The organism is Stenotrophomonas sp. YJH_SMC_82 (assembly GCF_059368875.1).
Genome location: NZ_JCAFSE010000001.1, coordinates 1057375 through 1075874 on the forward strand (window position 1 = coordinate 1057375; position 18500 = coordinate 1075874).

General features: G+C 65.6%; 15 protein-coding genes. 8 read left to right on the forward strand and 7 right to left on the reverse strand.

Annotation, left to right across the window (positions count from 1 at the left end):
- Window positions 1–200: 200 nt before the first annotated feature.
- The 4 genes from AC5P53_RS04715 to AC5P53_RS04730 all read left to right on the forward strand — a co-directional run bounded on the left by AC5P53_RS04715 (window position 201) and on the right by AC5P53_RS04730 (window position 3532).
- Entirely contained in the window at window positions 201–503 is a 303-nt protein-coding gene (locus tag AC5P53_RS04715) for an Mpo1-like protein (protein WP_014648084.1), read from the forward strand.
- A 157-nt stretch (window positions 504–660) separates the two neighbouring features.
- Entirely contained in the window at window positions 661–1773 is a 1113-nt protein-coding gene (gcvT, locus tag AC5P53_RS04720; protein ID WP_014648083.1) for a glycine cleavage system aminomethyltransferase GcvT, read from the forward strand.
- A gap of 93 nt (window positions 1774–1866) precedes the next feature.
- Window positions 1867–2262 carry a glycine cleavage system protein GcvH gene (gcvH, locus tag AC5P53_RS04725; protein WP_014648082.1) on the forward strand — a complete coding sequence of 132 codons (396 nt, stop codon included), beginning with the start codon at window positions 1867–1869 and terminating at the stop codon, window positions 2260–2262.
- A 775-nt stretch (window positions 2263–3037) separates the two neighbouring features.
- Window positions 3038–3532 (forward strand): hypothetical protein, encoded by a 495-nt coding sequence (locus tag AC5P53_RS04730; RefSeq protein ID WP_014648081.1) that lies wholly within the window; start codon window positions 3038–3040, stop codon window positions 3530–3532.
- Between the two features lie 124 nt (window positions 3533–3656).
- Here the strand turns inward: AC5P53_RS04730 and AC5P53_RS04735 are convergent, their stop codons facing one another.
- On the reverse strand, window positions 3657–4550 hold the full coding sequence (locus tag AC5P53_RS04735) for a LysR family transcriptional regulator (RefSeq protein WP_014648080.1): 894 nt from the start codon (window positions 4548–4550) through the stop codon (window positions 3657–3659).
- Between the two features lie 114 nt (window positions 4551–4664).
- Between AC5P53_RS04735 and AC5P53_RS04740 the strand changes: the two genes are divergently transcribed.
- Window positions 4665–5423, forward strand: a complete 759-nt coding sequence (locus AC5P53_RS04740; RefSeq protein ID WP_241887036.1) for an SDR family oxidoreductase — start codon at window positions 4665–4667, stop codon at window positions 5421–5423.
- A gap of 102 nt (window positions 5424–5525) precedes the next feature.
- Here the strand turns inward: AC5P53_RS04740 and AC5P53_RS04745 are convergent, their stop codons facing one another.
- Complete coding sequence (locus AC5P53_RS04745; RefSeq protein WP_032960851.1) at window positions 5526–6926, reverse strand: serine hydrolase domain-containing protein; 1401 nt, start codon at window positions 6924–6926, stop codon at window positions 5526–5528.
- A 284-nt stretch (window positions 6927–7210) separates the two neighbouring features.
- Here AC5P53_RS04745 and AC5P53_RS04750 point away from each other — a divergent pair, with 284 nt between their 5' ends.
- Both AC5P53_RS04750 and AC5P53_RS04755 read left to right on the forward strand, forming a co-directional pair.
- The gene (locus AC5P53_RS04750) at window positions 7211–8539 is read left to right on the forward strand and encodes an NTP/NDP exchange transporter (protein ID WP_014648077.1); all 1329 of its coding nucleotides are present in this window, start codon (window positions 7211–7213) and stop codon (window positions 8537–8539) included.
- A gap of 74 nt (window positions 8540–8613) precedes the next feature.
- Window positions 8614–8964, forward strand: coding sequence for a DUF1304 domain-containing protein (locus tag AC5P53_RS04755; protein ID WP_014648076.1), 351 nt, complete (start codon window positions 8614–8616; stop codon window positions 8962–8964).
- A 491-nt stretch (window positions 8965–9455) separates the two neighbouring features.
- Here the strand turns inward: AC5P53_RS04755 and AC5P53_RS04760 are convergent, their stop codons facing one another.
- The 3 genes from AC5P53_RS04760 to AC5P53_RS04770 form a co-directional block, all read right to left on the reverse strand.
- Window positions 9456–9923, reverse strand: coding sequence for a hotdog fold domain-containing protein (locus AC5P53_RS04760; RefSeq protein WP_014648075.1), 468 nt, complete (start codon window positions 9921–9923; stop codon window positions 9456–9458).
- A gap of 75 nt (window positions 9924–9998) precedes the next feature.
- Complete coding sequence (locus AC5P53_RS04765) at window positions 9999–12476, reverse strand: acyl-CoA dehydrogenase (RefSeq protein WP_014648074.1); 2478 nt, start codon at window positions 12474–12476, stop codon at window positions 9999–10001.
- Complete coding sequence (locus AC5P53_RS04770; RefSeq protein WP_014648073.1) at window positions 12473–13390, reverse strand: alpha/beta fold hydrolase; 918 nt, start codon at window positions 13388–13390, stop codon at window positions 12473–12475. The genes AC5P53_RS04765 and AC5P53_RS04770 overlap by 4 nt, the downstream gene beginning before the upstream one ends.
- Before the next feature lie 153 nt (window positions 13391–13543).
- Here AC5P53_RS04770 and AC5P53_RS04775 point away from each other — a divergent pair, with 153 nt between their 5' ends.
- Window positions 13544–14146 carry a TetR/AcrR family transcriptional regulator gene (locus AC5P53_RS04775; protein ID WP_005418411.1) on the forward strand — a complete coding sequence of 201 codons (603 nt, stop codon included), beginning with the start codon at window positions 13544–13546 and terminating at the stop codon, window positions 14144–14146.
- Window positions 14147–14285: 139 nt separating this feature from the next.
- Here the strand turns inward: AC5P53_RS04775 and AC5P53_RS04780 are convergent, their stop codons facing one another.
- Together AC5P53_RS04780 and AC5P53_RS04785 are read right to left on the reverse strand one after the other, a co-directional pair.
- Window positions 14286–17174 (reverse strand): TonB-dependent receptor plug domain-containing protein, encoded by a 2889-nt coding sequence (locus tag AC5P53_RS04780; protein ID WP_053496147.1) that lies wholly within the window; start codon window positions 17172–17174, stop codon window positions 14286–14288.
- 383 nt (window positions 17175–17557) lie between these two features.
- A complete protein-coding gene (locus AC5P53_RS04785) occupies window positions 17558–18406 on the reverse strand; it encodes an XOO1806 family protein (protein ID WP_014648071.1) in 849 nt (282 codons plus the stop codon).
- Between the last annotated feature and the right edge of the window lie 94 nt (window positions 18407–18500).

Genomic DNA, 18500 nt, shown 5'->3' on the forward strand with positions numbered 1-18500 from the left:
CGCGCCCACCCTTTTGTAGAGCCGAGCCATGCTCGGCTGCTTCTCCGGGGAGCAGTCGAGCAAGCTTGGCGCTACAAAGGCCAAGGCAGCCGAGCATGGCTCGGCTCTACAACGGCCGCCGGGCCATGCCCCGCAAGCGCGCAGCGCTGCATCCCGGTAAGGCGCATGATGGCAGTGACCACGGCCCCCGGAGCACGCGCATGTCCCGCTTCGCCAGCTTCCGCGAGTTCTATCCGTTCTATCTCAGCGAGCACCGCCACCCGGTCTCGCGGCGCCTGCATTTCATCGGCAGCTGCGGAGTGCTGCTGCTGGCTGCGGCTGCCGTGTTGCGCGGCCAGCCGACGCTCCTGCTGGCCGCGTTGTTCTGCGGTTATGGATTCGCCTGGGTCGGCCACTTCTTCTTCGAGAAGAATCGCCCGGCCACCTTCCGGCATCCGCTGTATTCATTCATGGGTGACTGGGTGATGTTCGTCGACATCCTGCGTGGGCGGGTGCGCCTGTAACAGGCGGTTGCGGGGAGCGCAGCCATTGCCTTGCCCGAAAGGGAAAGGGCAAGGCGGGCCGCGCTTCCGCTTCCACGAACCGCTGCGCTGCGGCACGCCTGCGGGCGACCGATCTGGGATAATGGGAATTCCTGTTTCCTCTGCTGCCGGACCGGTCATGACCCAGAAGACGCTGCTCAACGATACCCACCGCGCCCTTGGCGCCAAGATGGTCGATTTCGGGGGTTGGGACATGCCCATCCACTACGGCTCGCAGCTGGACGAACACCACCTGGTGCGTCGCGAAGCCGGCGTGTTCGACGTCAGTCACATGACCGTGGTCGACCTGCGCGGTGACCAGGTCAAGCCGTTCCTGCGCCGCCTGCTGGCCAATTCGATCGACAAACTGAAGGTGACCGGCAAGGCCCTGTACTCGTGCATGCTGAATCCGCGCGGCGGCGTCATCGACGACCTGATCGTCTACTACCTGGGCGACGATTTCTTCCGCATGGTGGTCAATGCCTCCACCCGCGAAAAGGACCTGGCCTGGCTGCGTGAGCAGGCGGCACCGTTCGGTGTTTCCGTCGAGCAGCGCCCGGACCTGGCCATCCTCGCCGTGCAGGGCCCGCAGGCGCGCGACATCGTGATCGGCCTGGCCCGCGAAGCCGACCGTGCAGCACTGACCAAGCTGGGCCGCTTCGCCGCCCTGCAGGCGCAGTCCGACGACGGCGTCGAGTTGTTTGTCGCCCGCACCGGCTACACCGGTGAAGACGGTTTCGAGATCCTGCTGCCGCAGGATGCCGTGGTCGCCTTCTGGAACCGCCTGCTGGCGGCAGGCGTGAAGCCGGCCGGCCTCGGTGCGCGCGACACCCTGCGCCTGGAGGCCGGCATGAACCTGTACGGCCAGGACATGGACGAAGAGATCAGCCCGTATGAAGCGGCACTGGCCTGGACCGTGTCGCTGGACGAAGGCCGCGACTTCATCGGCCGCGACGTGCTGGAGGCGCAGAAGGCCGCCGGCACCGCGCGCCAGATGATCGGCCTGGTGATGGACGAGAAGGGCGTGCTGCGCCACGGCCAGGCGGTGACCACCGCTGGCGGCCAGGGCGAGATCCTGTCCGGCACCTTCTCGCCGACCCTGGCCAAGGGCATCGCCTTCGCCCGCGTGCCGGCCGGTGAACTCGGCGAGGTCACCGTCGACATCCGCGGCCGGCAGGTGCCGGTGCGCGTGGTCAAGTTCCCGTTCGTGCGCGAAGGCCAGGCCCAGCCCGGCGTGCTCGCCGACGCCTGATCCGAACGTGCCGGTCGTCACTGACAGCAGTGGCGGCCGGTTGGTTACACTAGCCCCGTTTTTTCCACCCCTGCATATCTCTGGAGCAGTCCCATGAGCGAGATCCCCGGCGACCTCAAGTTCCTCAAGTCCCATGAGTGGGCCCGTGTCGAAGGCAATGGCCGCGTCACCGTCGGTATTTCCGACCACGCCCAGGGCCTGCTGGGTGACCTGGTCTACGTCGAACTGCCGGAAGTCGGCGCCGACGCCAAGGCCGGCGAACAGATCGCCGTCGTCGAGTCGGTGAAGGCCGCCTCGGACGTCTACAGCCCGATCAGCGGCAAGGTCGTCGAGGTCAACTCGGCCCTGTCCGACAAGCCGGAAACCATCAACGAAGATGCCTACGGCGAAGGCTGGATGTTCGTGATCGAACTGACCAACGCCGAAGAGGTCAACGAGCTGCTGGACCCGGACGCGTACGCCGAAGCCCTGGAGAACGACGACCACTGAGTCGTCGTTTCCGGATTCTGGAACGGCCACCTTCGGGTGGCCGTTTTTGTTTTGGCGACCGCGTCGGACTCATGACGCGGGGTTCGCTGTGCACCCTCGGCGTGGCATCAGCCGACAGGCGAACGGTGCCGATGGGCGTGCGCAGTTTTGCGCAAATCCGCGTTTCAGCCCCGCGCCGAAGCGTTCGAATGTGAAAACTTTTCGCCCCCCGTTGCGGCGCCGTTGTGCTGGCGTTGGCGGCGGTGCCGGTGACCACCGACGATGCGCGTACGCCGTTGTGCCTTGCCTGCGCCTGTCTACGCGGAGTGCTTATTTCAAGTGTTTTTTGATCAACGCCTGCATTGGCATCGATGCAGGCAACGTGCGTGCGCGCCGCTTCCACCGTCGTTGCAGGCCGTGCAGAGTGGTGGCGCCGGCGGCGCCCGGGAAGGCGCGGATGTGAAAATTTTTCGCGGGGGTTGTTGACAGTAAAAAAAACCGTGATTAGGTTTCGCCTCAGCAGACCTTGCCTGCCCAACCGAGTGCGCAGAATCAATCGTCCGATGCGAAGCAGCCCCTTCAAGACCACCGCGACCCTGATGACGGTGGACATGGCCCCGCTTCCCCCGGAGAAATGCAAGGCAACTCCCGTTCCGATGCCCGCTCCGCCGATCGAGGCGGGCATTGCCGCATCCGTAACGGCGCGCCTGACGCGCCGGCGGTCCCCGCACGCAGCATCCGCGGGTTTGATCCAACTGGGCGTTTCAACTCCCTATCACTGACGAGGAGCCATCCCATGGCAACCAAGAAAGCTGCGAAGAAGAAGCCCGCCGCCAAGAAAGCGGTGAAGAAGGTCGCGAAGAAGGCCGCTGCCAAGAAGGCAGTGAAGAAGGTCGCGAAGAAGGCAACCGCCAAGAAGGCAGTGAAGAAGGCTGCGAAGAAGGTCGCCAAGAAGACCACTGCGAAGAAGGCAGTGAAGAAGGCGGCGAAGAAGGTAGCCAAGAAGTCCGCTGCCAAGAAGGCCACCAAGAAGGTTGCCAAGAAGGCCACCAAGAAGACTGCCAAGAAGGCCGCGGCGCGCAAGCCGGCCAAGAAGGTCGCGAAGAAGGCCACTGCCAAGAAGGCCGTCAAGAAGACCGCCAAGAAGGCAGTGAAGAAGACCGCGAAGAAGGCCACCAAGAAGGCTGCCCCGAAGAAGGCAGCGAAGAAGGTTGCCAAGCGCAAGCCGGCCGCCCGCAAGAAGAAGGCCGCTCCGGTCGCTCTGCCGGCAACCCCGGCGCCGCTGATCTAAGTACTTCCCGATAGCCGCATCCTGAAACCCCCTTCCCTGGCTGCCCAGCGGGGAGGGGGTTTTTTTATGGGCCACTTGTAGCGTCGAGTCGAGCCAGGCTCGACCGCTTTGCTGACGGTCGGCGCTAGCCGTGCGGCGCCGCTGGAAAGCGCTCCATCAGGAAGTCGAGGAAGCTGCGCAGGCGGGTGGAGTGGTAACGGTCGTGCGCATAGACCACGTGCATCGGCCGACCGGCCTGACCGTATTCCGGGAACAGCTGCACCAGACGCCCCGCCTCGACATCGGCGGCCAGCAGCAGCGTCGATTGCAGGACGATGCCAAGGCCGTGCAGCGCCGCCGAACGCAGCGCTTCGCCATTGTTGATCTGCAGTCGGCCGTCGGGCACGTGGTCGAGCTCGCCAGCGTCGTGCTGCAGCCACTGGGCAAGCGCACTCGGTTCGAACGACAGGCATTGATGGCCGGCAAGTGCGTGCACGCTGCGTGGCGTGCCGTGCCTGGCCAGATACGCCGGCGAGGCGCACATCATCAAGCGATAGGGGGCCAGTGCTCGGGCCACCAGCACGCTGCTGTCGGCCAGCGTGCCGATGCGCAGTGCCGCCTCGAAGCCCTCTTCGGCCAGGTCGACCACACGATCGGTCAGCGTGGCTTCGACCCGGACATCCGGATGACGGGCCATGTACTCGGCCAGCGCCGGTACCAGCGCGTGTGTACCGAAGATCACCGGTGCGCTGATGCGCAGCGTGCCCGCCGGTGAGAGCTGCTGGTGCTGCGCCTGCGCGTCGGTTTCCTCCACCAGGCGCAGGATCTCCTTGCAGCGCGCGTAGTAGTCCTCGCCGAACGGTGTCATGTGCTGGCGCCGGGTGGTACGGCTCAACAGCTGCATGCCCAGCCGGGCTTCCAATGCGCGCAGGTGCTTGCCGGCCATCGTTGCCGAGATATCCATCGCCGCGGCTGCCGCACTGAGGCTGCCCTTGTCCACGATCAGCACGTAGACCTGCATGCTCTCCAGCAGGTTCATCTGACACCCCGGGTGTTGAATGCTGAAACCTGCGTGGAGTTTATCAATCAGGGGTGATCAAACAGCATGTCGTGCACGGACCGGATTCGCCGGCCACGCTGACAGGAGAACACCATGGACTTGAATCTTGCTGGCCGTACCGCGTTGGTGACGGGCGCGGCCAGCGGCATCGGTGCCGCCGTCGCCAGGCAGCTGGCGGCCCAGGGCGTGCGCATTGCCATCACGTCGCGGCAGCGGGCACCGCTGCAGGCGCTGGCGGCGCGGATCGAAGCCGAAGGCGGCGCTGCACCGGTCATCGTGGCCGGCGATGTCACGGTTGCCGGCGACCTCCGGTACATCGCGGACGCATCCCGTGAGGCATTGCAGCGTGTCGACATCCTGGTCAATGCCGCAGGCGGTTCCCGGCCGACCACGGTCGATGCCGATGACGATATCTGGGAGGAAGCGATCGCCCTGAACTTCTCCGCCGCACGACGGCTGACCCAGGCGCTGTTGCCCGGCATGCAGGCGCAGGCATGGGGACGGGTGATCAACTTCAGCGGTTCGATGGAACCGCGCGCGGTGAACGCGACCACCGCGGCGAAGGCGGCATTGCACCTGTGGAGCAAGGGCCTTTCGTCGGAGGTGGCGGGGCAGGGCATCACGGTGAACGCGATTGCACCGGGGCGCATCAACAGCGCGCAGATCCTGGACCGCCTGCACCCCACCGAGGAAAGCAGACGCGCGTTCATTGCCCGCAACATCCCGATCGGACGCTTTGGTGAACCGGAGGAAGTGGCGCCGCTGGTGGCGTTCCTGGCCTCGCCGCTGGCGGGTTACATCACCGGTGCGGTGATTCCAGTGGACGGCGGCATGCACTACTTCGCGCACTAGCGCTGCGGAACTGCAGAGCCGAGCATGGGCTCGACGCTGCAACGGCCAACAAAAAGGGCGACCGATGGGCCGCCCTTCGCACACACGGTCGAGCCCGCCTGGTCAGCGCGGCGAAGCCACCGCGCGGTTGCCCGAGGCGCCCTTGCCCTTGCGCTTGTCCTGCTGCGCCGGGCTTGCGCCCTCGGCCATCAGGTTGTCGCTGCCGAAGTCGGTGTCCACGTCCAGCCAGCGCTGCGCCGGCAGGCCGAGCGCCGAGTCGAGCACGGTCGGCAGCAGGCCGCTGGGCAGGCCGCTTTCGCCATTCCAGAGGATGGCGATGCCGAGGTCACGTTCCGGCACCAGCGCGACCAGGCCGCGATAGCCCTGCACGGCACCTGCATGGAACACCACGTCGTGGCCGGCGTAGTCGAAGGTACGCCAACCCAATGCGTAGCCCGCCGAGTGCAGGCGCTCACGGCGCCAGCCCGAACGCATCTCGCCCGGCGTGTTGATCAGGCTTGAATGCAGGGTGGCCAGCAGCGGTGCCGGCAGCACGTCGGGGCGATGGCCGGTGTGGGCCAGCAGCCACTGCGCCATGTCGCTGGCGCTGGCGTTGACGCCAGCCGCCGGAGCGACGCGGTAATAGGTGGGCTTGGGCGTCAGCGAGACCCAGCCGTTGCGGCTGCGCACGTGCGGACGCGCCCAGCGCGAGCTGGCCTGGATGCCGGCCAGACCGAGGCTGGCATCATTCATGCCCAGCGGCTTGAAGATGCGGCGCTCGACCGACTGCTCGTAGAAGCTGCCCGAGGCCGCATAGACCACGTCGCCGATCAGGCTGAAGGCCACGTTCTGGTAGGCGTAGCAGTCGCCCGGCAGGCATTTCAGGCTGGTGTTGGCCAGCTTCTGGGTCAGCGCGTAGTACTCGGCGTTGCCTTCGATGTCGCGGTCGTAGGCGTTGTACGGCAGGCCGACGCGATGGCTGAGCACGTCGGCCACGGTCAGGCGGTCGGTGGCTTCGGGCGAATTGAGGCGGAAGCCCGGCACGTAGTCGGTGACCTTGCTGTCCCAGCGCAGCGTGCCGTCGTTGACCAGCAGGCCGGCCATGGTGCCGGCGAAGGCCTTGGACAGCGAGGCCAGACGAAACACGGTGTGCGCATCGACCGGCAGCGGGTTGTTGACGTCGGTGACGCCATAGCCACGCGCGCTGAGAATGCGGCCGCCCTGCACGATCGCCACCGCCATGCCTGGCACGCGCTCGCCATAGGTCAGCTGCTGCGCCATCGATTCGATGTTGGCGACGTTGAAGCCAGCCGCCGGCGCCTGGACGCGCGGCACCAGACCGGTGCGGTAGGCCGCAGGCTGGGTGTGGGCGACGGTGGCAGCCGTCGCGGATTCGATGTTGGTCGGCATCGGCGGCAACGCCGGCGGTGTCTGCGCGGTGGTGGACAAGGCAACGGGCATCAACATGCCCAGCAAACCGGTGGCCGCCGAACGGATCGGACGACGCAGGCTGTTCTTTTTCATCGGTTGGACCCGTGCGCGACTGCTGATGGCGATTCTAGCGCCGCTTTTCCCCTGTGCACAAACAAAGCGAAGATGAATGCGCATCTTGTTGAAAAAGTTGGAATTTTGACGCCCCGAAAGTGTGTATCGGAACGTGTCGTCCAGGCCGGTCGTCGCGTCCGTCCGCAGGCGCGAGGGCGCGTCGCGCTGGCGATGTTGCAGTGCATTGGCTAACGTACGCGCTTCACCGCCCCGGAGCCTGCCATGCTGCTGTCCAACCGCCGTCTGTGGGCGAGGGGCGCTGCATGAGCGCTGCATCGGGCAAGGGGCCGCTGCAGGGCCTGGCGGCGGCGCTGCGCGAGTCGCCGGCGCTGTGGTGGTCGTTCCTGTACTTCTTCTGCCTGCTCAGCGGCTACTACGTGCTGCGCCCGGTGCGTGAGGCCATGGCCGCCTCGGCGGACCTGGAAACGGTGTTCCCGCCCGTGCTGATCACCTGGTTCGCCAGCCATGGCATCGCGTTGAAGGACTTCGTCCTGCAGTTCCTGTTCTCCTGCGTGTTCGTGATCATGCTGGTGCTGCAGCCGGTGTACGGCTGGCTGGTCAGCCGCTTCCCGCGCCGTGTGTTCCTTCCCGTGGTGTACGGCTTCTTCATCGTCACCCTGCTGGGGTTCTACGCACTGTTCGACAGTCACGTGCCAGGGCGGGGCATGGCCTTCTTCCTCTGGGTGATGGTCTTCAACCTGTTCGCGGTGGCGGTGTTCTGGAGCTTCATGGCCGACGTGTTCTCCAACGCACAGGCGCGTGCCTACTACGGCTACATCGGTGCGGCCGGCACCGTTGGCGCGTTCCTCGGCCCGTTGATCACCAGCGCGCTGGCCCAGCGCGTGGGCATCGCCAACCTGATGCTGGTCTCGGCAGCATTCCTGGTCGTGTGCCTGTTGTGCATCTGGCGGCTGCGGCATTGGGCGGTGCTGCGCGAACGCGAGCAGCAACTGGTGTCCGGCGAGCAACCGATGGGCGGCAGCGTGCTGGACGGCCTGAAACTGATCGTGCGCGAGCCGCTGCTGCGCTGGTTGGCGGTGATGGTGGTGTTCGGCGTGGGCGTCGGCACGCTGCTGTACAACCAGCAGGCCAGCATCGTGCGCGCGGCGTTTACCGACCCGGCGGCCAGTACCGCGTTCTTCTCGCGCATCGACCTGGCGGTGAACGCGCTGGCGCTGCTGATGCAGGTGGGCCTGACCCGCTGGCTGCTGTCGCGCCACGGCATCGCGCCGGCGCTGCTGATTCCCGGTTTCGCGATCCTGATCGGCTTCTCGGTGCTGGCAGCCTCGCCGATGCCGTTGATGGTCGCGGTGGTGCAGGTGATGACCCGCGCCAGCGAATTCGCACTGGCCAAGCCGGCGCGCGAGACCATCTACACGCGCGTGGACCGGCAGTGGCGCTACAAGGCCGGCGCGGCGATCGACACCGTGGTGTACCGCGGCGCGGACCTGGGGTTCACCTGGATCCACAAGGCACTGACCCTGTTCGGTTCGCACGTGGTGTTCATCGGCGGCGTGCTGGTGGCCGGCTTCATGACCCTGGCTGCGTTCGGCGTGCTGCGCGAAGAAAAGAAGCTGCCGCGCGACCGTTGATTTGCCGGGGTCAGAGCCTTTTCCCGCGGATAGGGCGCTGACCCCATTCTCCTTCCCTGTCCAAGGAACCGCACATGTACTGGATCGCACTCGCCCTGACCTTGCTGGTCGCACTGCTGCACGTCTATTTCCTGGTCCTGGAGATGTTCCTGTGGACCCGCCCGCTGGGCCTGAAGACCTTCCGCAATACGCCGGAGAAGGCCGGGGCCACGCGCGTGCTGGCGGCCAACCAGGGCTTGTACAACGGCTTCCTGGCGGCAGGCATCGTGGTGGGGCTGGTGATCGATCAGCCGGTGCTGGTGACGTTCTCGCTGGCCTGCGTGGTGGTGGCGGGGTGCTACGGCGCGTACAGCGTGAGCCGCCGTATTTTCATGATCCAGGCGGTGCCGGCGATCCTGGCGTTGGTGTTTCGCGCGCTGGCGTAGTTTCCAGCCAACGGCGCAGCCCCTCGTGGGTCGGTCGCGTGGAGCGGGTCATGTGTTGGGGGTGGCGGGTGGGCCGTGCAGGGGACGCTGCAAGTACGTCCATGTAAGCTCGATGGCGCCATCCATGGCGCCAACGCCCCTGAACGGCCCACCCGCCACACCCCTGACAGTTTCAGGGCGCGGCCAGCCCACGGAGAAGAAAAAGAAGTTCAAGAGCAACAGCAACAGCAACAGCAACAGCAAAAAGCGGCCGGTGGGCCGCTTTTGCTTTTGCTTCTGCCCTTCTTTTTTCTCTTGCGTGGGTGGACGCCGCAGAGATGCGTCCGAGGCTGGGGGCGGTGGGGTCGCGGGGATGTCCGCGGCATGGATGCCGCGGCCAAGTCCCCAGGGATGGGTTCACGGCGTCCCCCGCGAACCCACCGTCCCCAGCCTAACCAGGGCTTTCCGCGATCAACCGTCCACCCACGAGGGGCTGCGCTGTTCGCGGGAACCTACTTCGCCGGCGACAACCACATGTCGATCACCGCGCTGAACACCTCCGTGCCCGCACGGTCGCGCACGCTCACCGTCACCGGCAGCGCATAGCCCTCGGCCGCGACGACAATCGGCTGTGCCGGCAACGCCACCGCCTGCAGCGTGCCACGTGCCTTGGCCAGGTACTGCACCTGCATCCCCTTCGGGATCCAGCGCATGCCCTTCGGCAGCGATGCATCGACCATCAACCCGGCGGTCAGTTCGGCCAGGTTGCACATCGCGATCGCGTGCACCGTGCCGATGTGGTTGCGCACCCTGCGGCGGTCGGCCAGCGTGCCTTCGCAGCGGCCGTGTTCCAGGCGGGTGATGCGTGGCGCGATGCTGGCGAAGTAGGGCGCCTTGAAGCACACCGCGCGCGAGAACAGCCAGGTCCCGGCGGGCCAGCGCTGCAGCCGGTGGTAAAGCGAGAGCAGGGGCGTGGACATGGTGGGTATTCCGGTCGGCGGATAAAGCGACGGCGGGCCGAGGCCCGCCGTCGAAGCAACGCGTGTCTCGGGCGATCAGGCTGCCTGCGAATGCGGGTCCTTGTGCTGGCGGTCGTAGTAGCTGGCCGCGCGCAGTTCGTGGGTGTCGAAGTCGTCCACGCTGATGGTGTCCAGGGTCAGCGTGCGCAGCTCTTCCAGCAGGCTGCGCTCATCCTGGGTGATCACGCCCTCGGCCACGGCTTCGTCCAGCTGCGCCTTGAAGTCCAGCGCCTCGATGCCCTTGCTCTTCAGCGCCTTCAGGAACTTGCGCTCCACCGGCTCGGCCATGATCGCCTTGCTCAGGTAGCTGTTGATACGGCCGCCCGGGTTGTTCTCGCACGGGGTCAGGAACACGCCACTGGCCAGACGGTCGCGGGCTTCATTCGGCGCCATCAGCAGGGCGGCGACACGACGGCTCAGGCGATCGCCCGGAGCCTCGGCACGACGGCCCAGCGGGAAGATCAGTGCCCACATCAGCCAGCCGATCGGACGGATCGGGAAGTTGCGCAGTGCGGCCGACAGCGACTCTTCGATCTTGTGCACGCTGTCATGGAAGGCCCAGGCCAGCAGCGGCTGGTCGGCCTGCGGTGCGCCTTCGTCGTGGTAGCGCTTGAGCATGGCGCTGGTCATGTAGACGTGGCTCAGCACATCGCCCAGGCGGCCGGACAGCGATTCCTTGAACTTCAGCTTGCCGCCGAGGGTCATCATCGAGATGTCGGCCATCAGCGCCAGGTTGGCCGAGTAGCGGTCCAGCTTGCGGAAGTAGCGGCGGGTATAGGCGTCGCCCGGGGCGGCACCGAAGCGCGCGCCGGTCAGGCCGAACCAGAACGAACGCACGGCATTGGAGATGCCGAAGCGGATGTGGCCGAACAGGCTGCGGTCGAAGTCCTGCAGGCCGGCGCGGGTATCCGGATCCTGCGCGGCCTTCATTTCCTTCAGCACCCACGGGTGGCACAGGATCGCACCCTGGCCGAAGATCAGCAGGCTGCGGGTCATGATGTTGGCGCCCTCCACGGTGATCGCGATCGGCGCGGCCTGCCAGCTGCGGCCAGCGAAGTTGCGCGGCCCCAGGATGATGCCCTTGCCGCCGATCACGTCCATCATGTCCGAGATCACTTCGCGACTCATGGTGGTGCAGTGGTACTTGGCGATCGCCGACGGCACCGACGGCACGTCGCCACGGTCAACCGCGGCGGCGGTGGCCTGCGACAGCGCACTGATCTTGTACGCCTTGCCGCCGATGCGGGCCAGCGCTTCTTCCACGCCCTCGAAGCGGCCGACCGACAGGCCGAACTGCTTGCGGATGCGCGCATAGGCGCCGGTCACCGCGGCACCGGCCTTGGCACCACCACTGGCGGTGGACGGCAGGGTGATCGAGCGGCCCACGGCCAGGCACTCGTTGAGCATGTTCCAGCCCTTGCCGGCCATCGCCGCGCCACCGATCAGCTGGGTCAGCGGAATGAACACGTCCTTGCCGCGGATGGGGCCGTTCTGGAACGTCGAGTTCAGCGGGAAGTGGCGACGGCCGATTTCAACGCCAGCGGTGTCGCGTGGCAGCAGGCCCAGGGTGATGCCGATGTCGCGGGTATCGCCGATCAGGCCATCCGGGTCGTACATGCGGAACGCCAGGCCGATCAGCGAAGCGACCGGGGCCAGGGTGATGTAGCGCTTGTCGAAGGTGAGCTTGACGCCGAGCACCTGCTCGCCGTTCCACTCGCCCTTGCAGACGATGCCGTAGTCCGGGATCGAGGTGGCGTCGGAGCCGGCGAACGGACCGGTCAGGCCGAAGCAGGGCACTTCGCGGCCGTCGGCCAGGCGCGGCAGGTACTGGTCCTTCTGTTCCTGGGTGCCGTAATGCACCAGCAGTTCACCCGGGCCCAGCGAGTTGGGCACGCCGACGGTGGAGCTGACCACCGAAGACACCGACGCCAGCTTCTGGATCACCTTGTGGTGGGCCAGTGCGGAGAAGCCCAGCCCGCCATATTCCTTCGGGATGATCATGCCGAAGAACTTGTTCTTCTTGATGAAGGCCCACAGTTCCGGCGGCAGGTCCGCATGGACATGGGTGATTTCCCAGTCGTTGACCATCGCGCACAGCTCTTCCACCGGGCCATCGAGGAAGGCCTGTTCCTCGGCGGTCAGCTGCGGCTTGGGATAGTTGAGCAGGATGTTCCAGTCCGGATCACCGGTGAACAGTTCGCCCTCGAAACCGACCGAACCGGTTTCCAGTGCGATGCGCTCGGTCTGCGACAGCGGCGGCAGCACCTTGCGGAACACCTTCATCATCGGGCCGGTCAGCAGCGGCTTGCGGATGAACGGCAGCAGCAGCGGCACGGCGATGACGGCCAACACGGCGGCCGCGACGATCGTGGCGGTCTGGTTGACGTAGGGAATGAACCAGCAGGCGGCCAGCAGGGCCACGCTGATCAGCGTCCAGGTAACCAGCCGCATGCGGTGGTAGGCGACGAACGCGCCTGCCAGCAGCAGGGCGAGGAAGGGAAGAACGATGCTCATGAGCGTGCTCCGGTGACGTGCTCGTTTGTGGCGGACGAAGCCGCAGCGTCCGCTGCGGGCAACACGTCCAGATAGTCCAACACAGTAGCGGTAAAGGCGTCGTTGTCATCGCCGGCGACCATATGGGTGGCCTGCGGCAGCTGCACATGGCGCGCATGCGGCGCCAACGCCAGGAACTCGGCCACGGTCTGCGGCGTGACCAGGTCGCTGCGTCCGCCGCTGACCAGCAGCAGCGGGCACTTCACCTGGCGCGCGGCCTCGGCCAGTGCGTCCTGGTGCTGTTCGCTGTCGCGGGCCAGTTCGGCCACCAGGCGCGGATCCCAGTGCCAGCGCCAGCGGCCGCGGCCGTCCTCGCGCAGCAGCGCACGCAGCGACTGCTCGGATTTGCGCGGACGGTGCGGCATGTACGCCGAGATCACGTCGGCGGCCTGGGCCAGCGAAGCGAAGCCGTCGGGATGGGCGGTCATGAAGGCGAGGATGCGCTCGACGCCGGCGGTATCCCAGCGCGGGGTGATGTCGACCAGCACCATCGCCGAGAACAGGCCGGGCCAGCGCGACTCGGCCAGCAGGCCGAACAGCCCGCCCATCGATGCGGCAACCAGTACCGGCGGGCGCGGCTGCTCGCCGGCCAGCACGATCAGGTCATCGGCGAACTGTTCGCCGTGATAGGGCAGGTTGGCGGCATTCCAGTCCGAATCGCCGTGGCCGCGGGCGTCGTAGGCCAGCGTCTGCAGGCCGGCGGCATTCAGTGCGCGGGCAGTGGCATTCCAGGCGTGGCGGGTCTGGCCGAAGCCATGCGCGAACAGCACCCGGCCGCGCCGGCCATGGTCGCTGGCGGTGGCGGCCAGGCGGGCGCCATGGGCGGCGTCCAGGCGCAGGTCATGGAACGCAGCGGGAGGTGGGGACGTAACCATACTTGCTAGTATGGATCGGTTCGGGGGGAAGTCAATACTGCACGGTATGGTGCGCTGCGGAAGTCCCCTGAATGGACCTCGCCTGGGAGGCTGCGACGGTTTCGACCGCAACCGCGTACTGCAACGAACCCCGGCGTATGGTTAAATCAGCCCATGAATCAACCTGACGCTTCCGCCGGCGAACCGCGCGCCGGCCGCAACAGCCGCCTGAGTGCCGAAGACTGGGCCCAGGCGGCCCTCGATCTGATTGCTGAACAAGGTGTCGGCGCCGTCGCGGTGGAGCCGCTGGCACGGCGGCTCGGCGTCACCAAGGGCAGTTTCTACTGGCATTTCCCTTCGCGCGATGCATTGCTGCAGGCGGCGCTGGAGCGCTGGGAACTGTTCGAACAGGAACAGGTGTTCGGCAGCCTGGAAGACGTACCGGATCCGCGCGTGCGCCTGCGCCAGCTGTTCCAGATGGTGGCGCATGAAGTGCAGCCGCACATCATCTACAGCGAGCTGCTGAAGGCACTGGATCATCCGATGGTGCGGCCGGTGATCGACCGCGTCTCGCAGCGCCGCCTCGATTATCTGGTCGCGTCGTTCCGCCAGGCGGGCCTCAGCTCGACCGATGCGCGTCATCGGGCACGCCTTGCCTACGCCGCGTATGTCGGCTTCCTGCAGTTGTCGTTGCAGCTGCAGCAGCCCAAGCAGGCGCGCGAGGATTTCGAAGCGTACGTCGAGCATCTGATCGAGACGCTGATTCCGAACGGATGAGCACCCGGGAATGATGTTGAAGCAAGGCCGCGGCGACACCGCGGCCTTTTTTGTTGTGCCTGGCCAGCTGTTTCCATGCGACACAAAGAGCAACGGCCCCTTGCGGGGCCGTTGCTGCATCAGCTGATCAGAGTGCCGATCAGAACTTCTGCTTGTACTGCATGTACATGAAGCGACCGATGTCGTAGCCACCGTAGTAGGAGTACTGCGAGTTCGGCGCCGAGTACATCTGCGGGCCGTAATGATCGAACACGTTACGCGCGCCCACGGCGATGGTTGCATTCCACGGTGCGTTCCAGGAGACCTGGACGTCGTGGAAGGTGGTGGCGCCACGGCGGTTCATCGGCTGGTCGCGTGCCGGATCCGGCGAGCCGAAGTCAGGCAGGCTGCACTCGGTCGAGAAGTAGCACTGTTCCTTCACGCTGGAGAAGTAGCGCGTACCCCAGGTAATGCCCCAATCGCCGTATTCCCAGCCCAGCACCAGGTTCGAACGCAGGCGGAAGTTGCTGCTGAAGCCGTTGAGGATCGACACCGGCACCTGCTGCGCGTTGGTGGTCTTCAGCACGTTCTTGCTGACGTAGGTGTTCTGCAGGTTGGCGTTGAAGCTGCCCCAGCTGCTGGTTTCGAAGCGATAGGCCACATCGAAGTCGAAGCCTTCGGTTTCCTGGTAACCGGCATTACGTGGTGCGTAGGTCAGGTTGGTCACGATGCCACGGGTTGCGTCGCGGGTGAACGAGTTGCAGCGGTCGGCGATGCCGAGTACGTAGCAGTCGTTGAGCTGGGTGGTCGGATCGTCGGTGACGATGGTGTTGGTGATCTTGATGTTCCACCAGTCCAGGCTCATGTTCAGGCCCTGGGCAAAGGTCGGGCTCCACACCAGGCCGACGGTCTTGGACTTGGACTTTTCCGGAGTCAGGTTCGGGTTGGAGACGGCGTTGAACGGCACCGGGCTCTGCTCATCCTGACCTTCCGCCGGGACGTAACCCTGCTTCAGCTGGCGGAAATTCGGGGCCAGCGCGCCCAGAGCGGCGGCGCAACGCTGGGCGGTGGCCGGATCGCTGGCAGCCAGGCCGAAATCGGTATCGCACGGATCGGTGAAGTAGGCGAAGGTCTGCGAGCTGCCACCGTACAGATTATCGATGGTCGGTGCGCGGAAGCCCTCGGCATAGGTGGCACGCACCAGCAACTGGTCGATCGGCTTCCACTTGAGGCCGAACTTGTTGTTGGTGGTGTTGCCGAAGGTGTTGTACTTCGAGTAGCGCGATGCGGCGTTGAAGCTCAGTTCCTTGGCACCCGGCAGGTCGGCCAGGATCGGAACATTCAGCTCCAGATACACTTCGTTGACGTTGTAGCCACCACCGGTCGGGCCGGCCGCCAGATCGGTCGAGTAGCCCGACTGTGACAGCGCATCCGGGACGTAGGTGCCCTTGTCTTCGCGGTACTCGTAACCCAGCGCGAAGCCCAGGTCGCCGGCGGGCAGGGTGAACAGGCTGCCGGCGATGTTCGCGTAGTAGGTTTTGGTGGTGACTTCACCGGTGTTCTTGGTGGTCGGGAACAGGAACTGCTGCAGGGCAGGATTGCCGGTCAGGCCGCCGTCGCCGGTACGGCCGTACGGAATGGCCGGATTCCACGGAATGCAGCCGCCCGGGCCCGGGCCATAGATCGGGTTGGTGCCCGCGGCCAGGCCGGCGGCCGTGCCGCACTCGACGCGGCCGGTGGCCGGGTTGAGGAACGACGCGCCGGTGGCCTGGGTGACCGCCAGCATGTTGTAGTTGCCGGTCTGGGTCTGCAGGTTCTCCGAGTTCTGGTAGATGTAGCCGGCTTCCCAGTCGAAGTACTTGTCATTGAACTGGAAGCTGCCCTGCAGGGCGCCGGTGAAGCGGAAGGTGGTCAGCTTGTTGGTCGACAGGCGCGGCACTTCCCAGCCACGGCGGATGAAGCCCATGTCGGTGCCGAACGGGTTGTAGTAGCTGTCCTGCGAGAGCACGGTACCCAGCTGACGCTCATAGTCGGCCGACTGCAGCGGATAACCGGCGACCTGGGCCTGCGACTCGCGACGGGTGTACAGCAGGTCGGAGACGAAGCGGATGTTGTCGGTCAGGTCGTACTGTACGTTGGCGAACACCGAACGACGCTTGGTCGGCGTCAGCAGGTGCATCTGCTCGTTGGAGTTGCTGACGTCACCGGTGATCGGGGTGAGGTCGGTCTCGTGATAGGCGTTCGGATCGAACGGATTTCCACCACGGTTCAGCGTCAGCAACGGTGCATTCGGATCATTGACGTCATAGACCGCGCCCCACTGGCTGACCGGGGTCCAGCCGCGGTCCGGGTGGCGATCCGTGCGCTGCGACTTGCTGAACCAGCGATTCTTGGCCCAGACGGCCTTTTCTTCGGCGTATTCCGCACCGATGGTGACCGAACCACGATCACCGGTGAAGCCGGCCACGAAGTCGAAGCTGCTCTTCTGGCCGTCGCCTTCGCCGTACTGGCCGACGTAGGCGTTGGCTTCCAGGCCCTGGAAGTTCTTGCGGGTGATGATGTTGATCACGCCGGCGATCGCGTCGGAGCCGTAGATCGACGAGGCGCCGTCCTTCAGGACGTCGATGCGCTCGACGATGGCCGACGGGATCTGCGACACGTCCTGCAGGCCGCTGACGCTGGCGCCGAGGCGCTTGCCGTCGACCAGCACCAGGGTGCGTTCGGCGCCGAGGTTGCGCAGGTCGATGTAGAAGCCACCGACGGCTTCGCCGGAGGACAGCGGCTCGGAACGGCTGATGGCCGGGCTGCCAGCGGCAGAGATGTTCTGCAGGACGTCGGCAACTGTCTTGAAACCGCTCTTCTCGATCGAAGCGCGGCTGATGCTCAGAACGGGCTGGGCGGTTTCGGTATCGACCTGACGGATGCGCGAACCGGTGACCTCGATGCGGTCGAGGTTGGTGGCTTCCTGGGCGTGGGCCGTCGCGGTGGTGGCACCGGCGACAAGCGCGATCACAACTGCGTCACGCAGCTGGCTGGACTTGAGTTTCATTGGCTCTCTCTCTCCAAGAAATCTTGGCTGGGGTTAATGCCCGGCGGGGGAGCGAAAAAGCGCTCCCAAATCGCGAGGCTGACCCGATAGTAACGGGCGTTCGCCAAGAATTAAAGCTGTGTTAATCAAGCCTGTGATTTTGGTAAAGATGCGCTTTTTCCATGCCACTCAATAGTTTACCGGCATCGTCAGAGCGCTCTGCCTCGTTTGTTAACGCAGAATGATGAAAAAAGTTTCGATTGAAATGTATCTCACTATGTCCGTGCGCAGCGTTTCATCGCCCAGCGGCGATACCGGTTACGCAAGTGCGCGGTAGGCTTGCACATGCAAAAGGCGCCTTTCGGCGCCTTTGGGAATATCGTTGCTGAGCCTGTTTACCGGGATCAGAGATCCTGTTCGTAACGCACATACGGCACGGTGCCGTCGTCGTTGCTTTCGTTGCGCGGGGAGAACGGATTCTTGCCGCGGCTGATCACATTCTCGGCGCCGACGGTGAGCTGGCCGGACCACGGGGTACGCCAGGTCAGGCCGATGCCCAGGCCTTCCCACTTGCCGGGCTTGCCCGGGACGTCGACCACGCGGCCGATGATGCTGCCGGTGAAGTTGCCGTAACCGGCGCCGATGCTCAGGCTCTTGCTGTCCCAGCGATCGACGATGGCCGGCGAGGCGTCGGCCAGCGGAACCAGGCGCGCCTTGGCGTAGGTACCGGCAATGGAGACGAAGCCTTCGCGACCGATGTTCTTCTGCGCGAACACGGTCAGATCGTTCTGCTCGGCACGCAGCGAGGGCGTCTTGTTCGGGCCCGACAACCAGGCGGGCAGGGTTTCACGGCCAGTGCCGGCGGTGATGCCCAGGCGGCTGTTGCCGCGGTTCAGCGCGGCGGTACCGCTGAAACGACGGCTGTTCAGATCATCCTCGTCGCCCAGGCTGGCCAGCATGCAATGGCTGGCCAGACCGCTGATGCTGGTGCCGCTGCTGCTGTTGCAGAGCAGGCCCAGCGAATCGCCGGAGGACAGGCCAAAGGCCGCGTCCAGCGAGTTGCGGCCGAAATGCCAGCGGGCGCCGGCCGCCTGTTCGCCGGTCGGCTCAAGGTACAGCAGCGCCTCGACCTTGCCGCTGCCCTTGTTCCAGACCGGCAGCACGGTGCGGGTGTCCTTGCTCTGCGCATGCACGCCCGTGATCGCGCCAAGGGCGATCAGCAGGGCCAGCGGTAGACGCAGGAAGGTACGCATCGGACCAGTTCAGACAGGGACAGACAACGGAAGTTCCCGTGGGGACGGGAACTCGATCCTAGGGTGTTTATGAATTCTTAACAAGCCTTGATCC

What these genes read in the sequence shown, in the direction of transcription:
- AC5P53_RS04755 (WP_014648076.1), top strand. Translation starts at nt 8,614, where the DNA reads ATGTACTGGATCGCACTCGCCCTGACCTTGCTGGTCGCACTGCTGCAC.
- AC5P53_RS04750 (WP_014648077.1), top strand. Translation starts at nt 7,211, where the DNA reads ATGAGCGCTGCATCGGGCAAGGGGCCGCTGCAGGGCCTGGCGGCGGCG.
- AC5P53_RS04780 (WP_053496147.1), bottom strand. Translation starts at nt 17,174, where the DNA reads ATGAAACTCAAGTCCAGCCAGCTGCGTGACGCAGTTGTGATCGCGCTT.
- AC5P53_RS04745 (WP_032960851.1), bottom strand. Translation starts at nt 6,926, where the DNA reads ATGAAAAAGAACAGCCTGCGTCGTCCGATCCGTTCGGCGGCCACCGGT.
- AC5P53_RS04785 (WP_014648071.1), bottom strand. Translation starts at nt 18,406, where the DNA reads ATGCGTACCTTCCTGCGTCTACCGCTGGCCCTGCTGATCGCCCTTGGC.
- gcvH (WP_014648082.1), top strand. Translation starts at nt 1,867, where the DNA reads ATGAGCGAGATCCCCGGCGACCTCAAGTTCCTCAAGTCCCATGAGTGG.
- gcvT (WP_014648083.1), top strand. Translation starts at nt 661, where the DNA reads ATGACCCAGAAGACGCTGCTCAACGATACCCACCGCGCCCTTGGCGCC.
- AC5P53_RS04735 (WP_014648080.1), bottom strand. Translation starts at nt 4,550, where the DNA reads ATGAACCTGCTGGAGAGCATGCAGGTCTACGTGCTGATCGTGGACAAG.
- AC5P53_RS04760 (WP_014648075.1), bottom strand. Translation starts at nt 9,923, where the DNA reads ATGTCCACGCCCCTGCTCTCGCTTTACCACCGGCTGCAGCGCTGGCCC.
- AC5P53_RS04730 (WP_014648081.1), top strand. Translation starts at nt 3,038, where the DNA reads ATGGCAACCAAGAAAGCTGCGAAGAAGAAGCCCGCCGCCAAGAAAGCG.
- AC5P53_RS04765 (WP_014648074.1), bottom strand. Translation starts at nt 12,476, where the DNA reads ATGAGCATCGTTCTTCCCTTCCTCGCCCTGCTGCTGGCAGGCGCGTTC.
- AC5P53_RS04715 (WP_014648084.1), top strand. Translation starts at nt 201, where the DNA reads ATGTCCCGCTTCGCCAGCTTCCGCGAGTTCTATCCGTTCTATCTCAGC.
- AC5P53_RS04740 (WP_241887036.1), top strand. Translation starts at nt 4,665, where the DNA reads ATGGACTTGAATCTTGCTGGCCGTACCGCGTTGGTGACGGGCGCGGCC.
- AC5P53_RS04770 (WP_014648073.1), bottom strand. Translation starts at nt 13,390, where the DNA reads ATGGTTACGTCCCCACCTCCCGCTGCGTTCCATGACCTGCGCCTGGAC.
- AC5P53_RS04775 (WP_005418411.1), top strand. Translation starts at nt 13,544, where the DNA reads ATGAATCAACCTGACGCTTCCGCCGGCGAACCGCGCGCCGGCCGCAAC.